Genomic DNA, 6,932 nt, shown 5'->3' on the forward strand with positions numbered 1-6,932 from the left:
GCCGCGGGAGCGACAGCTGTCACCCCTTGATGTTACACACCGGGAACGTCCGCGCGACCTTGTCGCCAATTCCCAGCTCGTCGCTGACGCGGATCACCTCGTCGATGTCCTTGTAGACCCCGGGCGCCTCCTCGGCGATGGTGGCACCGGACTGCGCTTTCACGTAGATCTGCTGGCCGTCTTCGAGGTCGTCCTGCACGTCGCCGCCCCAGAATTCCTGTTTCGCCTGCGTCCGGCTCATCAGCCGGCCGGCGCCGTGGGCGGTGGAGCCGAACGACACCGACATCGACTCGTCGCCGCCGCGGAGCACGTACGAGCCGGCGCCCATGCTGCCGGGGATGATCACGGGCTGGCCGGCGTCGCGGTACACCTCGGGCACGTCCTCGTGGCCCGCGGGGAACGCCCGGGTCGCGCCCTTGCGGTGGACGTACAGCTCCCGTTCCGCGCGGTCGACCGCCTCGTCGCCGACCGCGGGGCGCCCGTCGGCGTCGACGCCGACCTCGTGGGTCTCCTTCTTGGCGATGTTGTGCGCCACGTCGTACAAAAGCTCCATCCCGAGGTCCTCGATCGGGTCGGCGTCGAACACCTCGCCGAACGTCTCGCGGGCCTGGTGGGTGATCAGCTGGCGGTTCACCCACGCGAAGTTGATGCACGCGCCCATCGCGCCGTAGTACTCCTCGGCCAGCTCGGAGCCGGCGGGCGCGGCCGCAAGCTCCTTGTCGGGCAGGTCGGCGAGCAGGTCCCCGTGCTCCTTCTCGATCCGGCGCAGGTAGTCGTTGCAGGTCTGGTGGCCGAGCCCGCGGCTGCCACAGTGGATCAGGACGACGATTCCGTCCGCTTCGAGCCCGTACGACTCGGCGATATCCTCGAGGAACACGTCCGTGACCCGCTGGACCTCCAAGAAGTGATTCCCGGAGCCGAGCGACCCCATCTGATTGCGTCCGCGGTCCATCGCCTTCTGGGAGACGTACTCCGGTCGGGCGTCGGGGCGTCGCCCCTCGTCCTCGCAGCGCGCGAGGTCGCTCTCGATCCCGTACCCCTCCTCGACCGCCCACTCGACGCCCCGTTCGAGGGCGCCCTCGATCGCGTCGGCGTCGCCGCCGATGACGCCGCCGCCGCCGAGGCCGGACGGGACCGCCTCGAAGAGCGCGTCGACGAGCTCCGACTCCCGGCCGCGAACGTCGTCGTAGGTGAGATTAGTTTTCACCATTCTGACGCCGCAATTTATGTCATAGCCGACTGCTCCGGGAGAGATACAGCCGGTTCGGGCGTCGATAGCGCCGACGCCGCCGACCGGGAAGCCGTACCCCTGATGGCCGTCGGGCATACAGAGGGCGGGCTCGGCCATTCCGGGCAGGTGCGTGGCGTTTTTTAGCTGCTGGAGCGAGTCGTCCTCGCCGATCTCTTCCAGCAGGGTCTCGCTGGCGAGCACCCGCGCGGGGACGGTCATGTCGCCCTCGCGGGGGATCTCCCAGACGTGCTCGCGCACCTTCTCCAGTCGGATCCCGTCGAACTCGCGCGTGGTCATACCCGGGATTCGGCACGGGGGGAGAAGGGCGTTGCGTCACCGGGCGCGGAACGGGGGCGGCTGCGGGCGCCCGCTACCGGTCGACCGGATCGATCGGGAGCCACCCGATCCCGCCGTCGGCGAGCGTGAACGCGGCGAACATCCGCCCGAGCACGAGCCCGTACAGCAGGTGCGCGACCGCGATGACGGCGCCGAACTCGAGGCTCGCCGTGAGTCCGGGCACCGGCAGCGTCGGCACCGGCAGCGAGGAGGCGCCCTCGATCGCGAGCGCGGTCGGCAACAGCAGCCCGCCGGTGAGCACGCCGAGCAGCGCCGAGTGGACGACGCCGAGCGAGAGGCAGCCCCCGACATCCGCGCGCAGCTCGTCGAAGAACGTCCGGTCGAAGACGGCGACGAACAGCGCCCCGAACACCGCGCTGTTGAACAGGTGGACCGCCCAGCCGGCGGCGACCGTCTCGACGCCGACGAGCGCGCCGATCGTCGGCATCAGTCCCAACGCCCCGTGCAACACGACGCCCATGGCCGCGCCGGCGACCAGCCCGCCGACCGCGCCCGCGCGCCAGCGTCGGCCGGTCGCCCCGGAGTCCTCCCCAATCGTCCCTCCTGTCTCCGGTTCGGCTCCCGCGTCCGTGCCGCTCTCACCCGTATGTGACATACGCTAACAAGAGCCTTGGCAGTGTTAACGTTTTTCACCCGGTCGGGTTTTCGAGCGCGTGCGGCCGTCACACGTCGAAGACGACGTACGCGTACCACTCGTCGTCCCGTCGTTCGAGGGTCATCTCGGAGTACGTGACCGCCTTGATCTCCCGGGCCGCGACGGCGTCGATGGGGACGCCGCGGGCCGTCGCCTCGGCGGTCCACGCCGCGTCGTCGCTCCCGTCATCGTCGTCGCCTCCGGCATTGTCCGGCCCCGAAACCGCACACCGGTGGTCGGCGGGGAGCACGAGCCGCACGTCGCGCTCGTAGATCAGCCGATCGAGGTAGTCGAACAGCAGCGCCTCGCGGCTCTCGGCGGTCACGGTGAACGCGAACTGGTCTCCCGCTTCGGGAACCGTCTCGCAGCTCGCGGCGGTGAGCCCGTCGGCGACGGCCTCGAACAGCGCCGCGAGGGTCGGCGCTGTCGCCTCGACCGCGACGTCGGCCGTGTGCTCGCGGAGGGCGTAGCTCACGAGTCGTCACCGCCGTCGCGGCTCTGGGTGTCGGTGCCGGTCCGCGCGTCGTACTCGAACCGGAACTCCGAGACGATCCGGGTCCGCGCGCCGATCCGGTGTTCGGGGACGAAGACGACGTGGCCGCCCGTCACCGGGTTCGGCGCCCGGGACCCGTTCGATGCCGTAGTGGGCGTACTCGACCGCGAGCTCCCTGTACCGCGTCGACTCGACGGCGGTGAGGAACGCGTGGCGGAGTCGCTTCCGGCCCGTTGGTACCGGGTGCATTACTGCACACACGCCCGAGCACGACAAAACGCTTCCGTCGTCGTGCGGGCGGTCGCGGTCGAGGCCTGCCACTCGCGCCTCCGCCGATTCCGGCCGCAACCGTCCCCGGTGGCGGTGGAGTTATATTCCGTTGGCGTGTTAGCCTCCTGCAGTGAGCGTCAACGTGGAAAAGCGGACGGAACCGCCCGGCGAGGCCGACCGCGCCGCGGAGGCGTGGGAGCTCAAAGAGCGGATCCGATCCGAGGAGGGCGTCCTCCGACAGCGACGGGGGTTCTTCGTCGACGCCTACCGGCGGTCCACGACGCACCTGCTCGTCGAGAACGACGAGATCGTCGCGTTCGCCTCCGTACGGCGCGACGGCTACGTCCTCTTTCTGGCCGTCCACCCCGATCACCGGGGGCGCGGTCACGCCGAGCGCCTCATCGCCGACGTGGCCGCGGAGTACCGGTCGGTAACCTGCCACGCCCGTACGAGCAACACCGAGGCGCTCGGCTTCTACGAACACCTCGGCTTCGAGGTCGTCCGCCGGATCGACGACTACTACGAGGACGGCGGCGACGCCTACTACCTCAAGCTCGGCGGCGAGTCCCTCCGCGAGCGGCTCTCCGGGTTCGTCGGGCGCTGAGGTAGCCGGAACCCCCGCCGAATCGACACCCATTAGCACGCGCCGCGAGGAGACGGGGGCATGACCGACGCCACTCCCGCGTCGCTCGCGGAGCGCGTCCGCGACGGCGAGATTCGCTTCCACGAACTCGAAGAGCACGCCGACGCCGACACCGCCGCGGCCGCCCGGCGCCTGCTCGTGGCCGAGACCGCCGACGCCGACGTGGACGCCCTCGGCGAGTACGCGTTCGACGCGGCCGACGCCCACGGGTCGAACATCGAGAACATGGTCGGCGCGGTGCAGGTGCCGATGGGCGTCGCCGGCCCCGTCGCGGTCGACGGCGGCGCGCTCTCCGGCGAGCGCTACCTCCCGATGGCGACCACGGAGGGCGCGCTGGTCGCCTCGATCAACCGCGGCTGCTCGGTGGTCAACGACGCCGGCGGGGCGACCGCGCGCGTGACGAAGAGCGGGATGACCCGCGCGCCGGTCTTCCGCGTCGGCGACGTGGCCGAGGCGGAGGCGCTCGTCTCGTGGGTCCGGGACAACGAGGGGGTTCTGCGGGAGACCGCCGAGTCGACGACGAGCCACGGCGAGCTGCTCGACGTGACCCCGTACGTCGTCGGCAACAACGTCTACCTGCGGTTCCGCTATGACACCGCCGACGCGATGGGGATGAACATGGTCACCATCGCGACCCGCGAGGCCTGCGACGCGATCGAGGCGGAGACCGACGCCTCGCTCGTCGCGCTCTCGGGGAACCTCTGTTCGGACAAGAAGCCGGCCGCGATCAACGCGGTCGAGGGGCGCGGCCGGTCGGTGAGCGCCGACGTGAAAATTTCCCGCGAGGTCGTCGAGGAGCGGCTCCACACGACGCCGGAGTCGATCGCCGAGATCAACACCCGGAAGAACCTCGTCGGCTCCGCGAAGGCGGGCGGGCTCGGCTTCAACGCCCACGTCGCCAACGCGGTCGCGGCGATGTTCCTCGCCACCGGGCAGGACGAGGCGCAGGTCGTCGAGGGGGCGAACGCGATCACGACCGCGGAGACGACGCCCGCGGGCGACCTGTACCTCTCCGTGTCGCTGGCGAGCCTCGAAGTCGGCACCGTCGGCGGCGGGACGACGCTCCCGACACAGGCCGCAGGGCTGGACATCCTCGGCGTCCGCGGCGGCGGCGACCCCGCCGGGAGCAACGGCGACGCGCTCGCGGAGGCGATCGCGGTGGGCGCGCTCGCCGGTGAGCTCTCGCTGCTCGCCGCGCTCGGCTCCAGACACCTCTCCTCGGCGCACGCGGACCTCGGGCGATAGGGACTGGGAGAGACGACCGAACCGCGGTCAGTCCGACCACGCCGCGCAGTCATCGCGCAGCGCGTCGCGGCCGGCGTCGGTGATACGGAAGACCTCCTCGTCAGTCACGCGCTCGACGAGTCCCGCCGCGTCGAGCGCGTCCAGCCGCGACTCGACGTGATCGACGTACAGCCCCGTGTTGCTCGCGACGAACGCCGGGTAATCCGACCCGGCGTCGTCGAGGTACGCGAGCACCCGCTCGTCGGTGCGGGTGAGCGCGACCCTCGGGCGGTCCGACTCGCCGCCGTCCTCGGGCGGCGGGTCCCTCTCCGAATCGGGATTCGGTGCGTCTGACGCGGGCATGTTACGTATGTTAATGTATACCAATATTAAGAGTATTCCGGTGGTTCTCGCCCGCTGGGAGACGCTCCGGGAGCGTACCCGGGTCGAAGCGCCGTCCGGTTCAGCCCGGCTCAGTCGTCGGCGTCCGCCGATCCGCCGTCGGACGCGCCGCCCCGTGCCCCGGACGCGCCGGACGACGAGTCCGGGAGCATCGGCGTGCCGTCGGCGCGCGGGCCGAGCCGCGGCCCGTGGGGACCGTCGTCGGGGTCGATCCGGCGGCGGGTGCGGTAGTCGGTCGAGCGCTCGACCGGGGTCCGACCGATCGCCGTGATCATGTCGACGTAGTCGTCGAACGAGCGGAACTCGCCGTAGTCGCCGCCGGCGCGCTTCGTGATCTCCTCCGAGAGGATGGTGCCCATGAAGTCGTCGGCGCCGCAGTTGAGCAGCTTCATCCCGTGAGCGTCGCCCGACTTCACCCACGAGGCCTGCACGTGATCGACGTTGTCTAAGAAGAGGCGTGCGACCGCGACCACCAGCTCGTCCTCGTCGCGCGAGGGGCCGGAATCGACGACGCCGTGGCGGTGAAGCGGAGTGTTCTGGTGGATAAAGGAGAGCGGGACGAACTCCGTAATCTGCCCGGTGCGGTCCTGCAGGTCGCGGATCACCCCGAGGTGCTCCGCGCGGTGTGCGACCGTCTCGACGTGGCCGTACATCAGTGTCGCGGTGGTGTCGAGGCCGGCGGCCATCGCGCCCTCCATGGCCGCGACCCAGTCGTCGGTGCGGATCTTGCCGGGGCAGATCACGTCGCGGACCTCGTCGACGAGGATCTCCGCGGCGGTGCCGGGCGCGGAGTCGAGCCCGGCGTCGGCTAGCTCGCGGTAGACGGTCTCGTAGTCCCAGTCGGTGCCGCGGGCGGCGTGGTACGCCTCTTCCGGCGTCATCGAGTGGACGTGGACCCCGCCGACCGACATCGCCTCGATCTGGTCGACGTAGGTGCCCGGGTCGGTAGCGTACGCCTCCGGCGGCTTGTAGTTCACCGCGCTCTCGGAGTCGTCGTACGACCGGAGGACCTCGTGGTGCTCCTCGTTCAGCGCGAGCGCGGGATGGAGCCCCGACACCGAGCACACCTCGTAGACGCCCATGTCGAGGGCGCCCTCGACGATCTCGCGAGATTCGGCGGGCGTCTTCGTGAACCCCGCGTGGTCGGCGTCGCTGTCGGCCTCGAAGGCGTGCGCGGAGTCCTTGAAGTTGCAGAACAGACAGCCCGTGTTGCAGGCGGTCGTGACGTTGTTGTTGAGGTTGGCGACGAACGTGACCTCGTCGCCGACCTCTTCGCGGCGCCGCCGGTCGGCGAGTTCGAGGACCTCCTCTTTCCGGACCGGATCGATCCCCTCGGTGTCGGTGCCTGTCGCGAGCAGTTCGGTCGCGTCGTCGACCGTAAGCCGCGCCCCGTCGCGGGCCTTCGCGAGCGCGTTCTCGAACGACTGGTCGGTCGACGGCTCGGCGAAGCCGAAGTCGTCGTCGAGGTCGGCGGCGTCGCGGTCTGTCGCGTCGGGGTCCCGCGCCGGATTCATCGCGTGTGTCTCCCCGTCCCACGGATAAAAACGGGACGGTCACGGCACCCATCAACTAACTGCGGTGGCGCGTGCCTCCGAGCGGCCGGCAGGCCGCGAGGAGCACGCGCGAGGTCGCCGGCGGCTTCGCCGCCGGCTGCCAGAGGGACCGTCGGTCCCTCGCT

8 protein-coding genes are annotated in these 6,932 nt (G+C 70.5%); 2 read left to right on the forward strand and 6 right to left on the reverse strand.

Annotated elements, in window-relative coordinates:
• Window positions 1-19 precede the first annotated feature (19 nt).
• The 4 genes from ESO89_RS16415 to ESO89_RS18675 all read right to left on the reverse strand — a co-directional run bounded on the left by ESO89_RS16415 (window position 20) and on the right by ESO89_RS18675 (window position 2,831).
• A complete protein-coding gene (locus ESO89_RS16415; RefSeq protein WP_128906513.1) occupies window positions 20-1,528 on the reverse strand; it encodes an RtcB family protein in 1,509 nt (502 codons plus the stop codon).
• Between the two features lie 73 nt (window positions 1,529-1,601).
• On the reverse strand, window positions 1,602-2,048 hold the full coding sequence (locus tag ESO89_RS16420; protein ID WP_394345382.1) for a hypothetical protein: 447 nt from the start codon (window positions 2,046-2,048) through the stop codon (window positions 1,602-1,604).
• Between the two features lie 202 nt (window positions 2,049-2,250).
• Window positions 2,251-2,697: an archease gene (locus ESO89_RS16425; protein WP_128906514.1), complete on the reverse strand. Its 447-nt coding sequence runs from the start codon at window positions 2,695-2,697 to the stop codon at window positions 2,251-2,253.
• Window positions 2,694-2,831, reverse strand: coding sequence for a hypothetical protein (locus ESO89_RS18675; RefSeq protein ID WP_164932824.1), 138 nt, complete (start codon window positions 2,829-2,831; stop codon window positions 2,694-2,696). The genes ESO89_RS16425 and ESO89_RS18675 overlap by 4 nt, the downstream gene beginning before the upstream one ends.
• 284 nt (window positions 2,832-3,115) lie before the next feature.
• Here ESO89_RS18675 and ESO89_RS16430 point away from each other — a divergent pair, with 284 nt between their 5' ends.
• Together ESO89_RS16430 and hmgA are read left to right on the forward strand one after the other, a co-directional pair.
• Entirely contained in the window at window positions 3,116-3,589 is a 474-nt protein-coding gene (locus ESO89_RS16430) for a GNAT family N-acetyltransferase (RefSeq protein WP_128906515.1), read from the forward strand.
• Between the two features lie 60 nt (window positions 3,590-3,649).
• Window positions 3,650-4,873 carry a hydroxymethylglutaryl-CoA reductase (NADPH) gene (hmgA, locus tag ESO89_RS16435; RefSeq protein ID WP_128906516.1) on the forward strand — a complete coding sequence of 408 codons (1,224 nt, stop codon included), beginning with the start codon at window positions 3,650-3,652 and terminating at the stop codon, window positions 4,871-4,873.
• A gap of 27 nt (window positions 4,874-4,900) precedes the next feature.
• Here hmgA and ESO89_RS16440 read toward each other — a convergent pair whose 3' ends face one another.
• Both ESO89_RS16440 and cofH read right to left on the reverse strand, forming a co-directional pair.
• Window positions 4,901-5,215, reverse strand: a complete 315-nt coding sequence (locus ESO89_RS16440; RefSeq protein ID WP_128906517.1) for a DUF2250 domain-containing protein — start codon at window positions 5,213-5,215, stop codon at window positions 4,901-4,903.
• A 110-nt stretch (window positions 5,216-5,325) separates the two neighbouring features.
• A complete protein-coding gene (gene cofH / locus ESO89_RS16445) occupies window positions 5,326-6,768 on the reverse strand; it encodes a 7,8-didemethyl-8-hydroxy-5-deazariboflavin synthase subunit CofH (RefSeq protein WP_128906518.1) in 1,443 nt (480 codons plus the stop codon).
• Between the last annotated feature and the right edge of the window lie 164 nt (window positions 6,769-6,932).

Origin of the sequence: Halorubrum amylolyticum, assembly GCF_004114995.1 — an archaeon.
Classification (GTDB): Archaea; Halobacteriota; Halobacteria; order Halobacteriales; family Haloferacaceae; genus Halorubrum; species Halorubrum amylolyticum.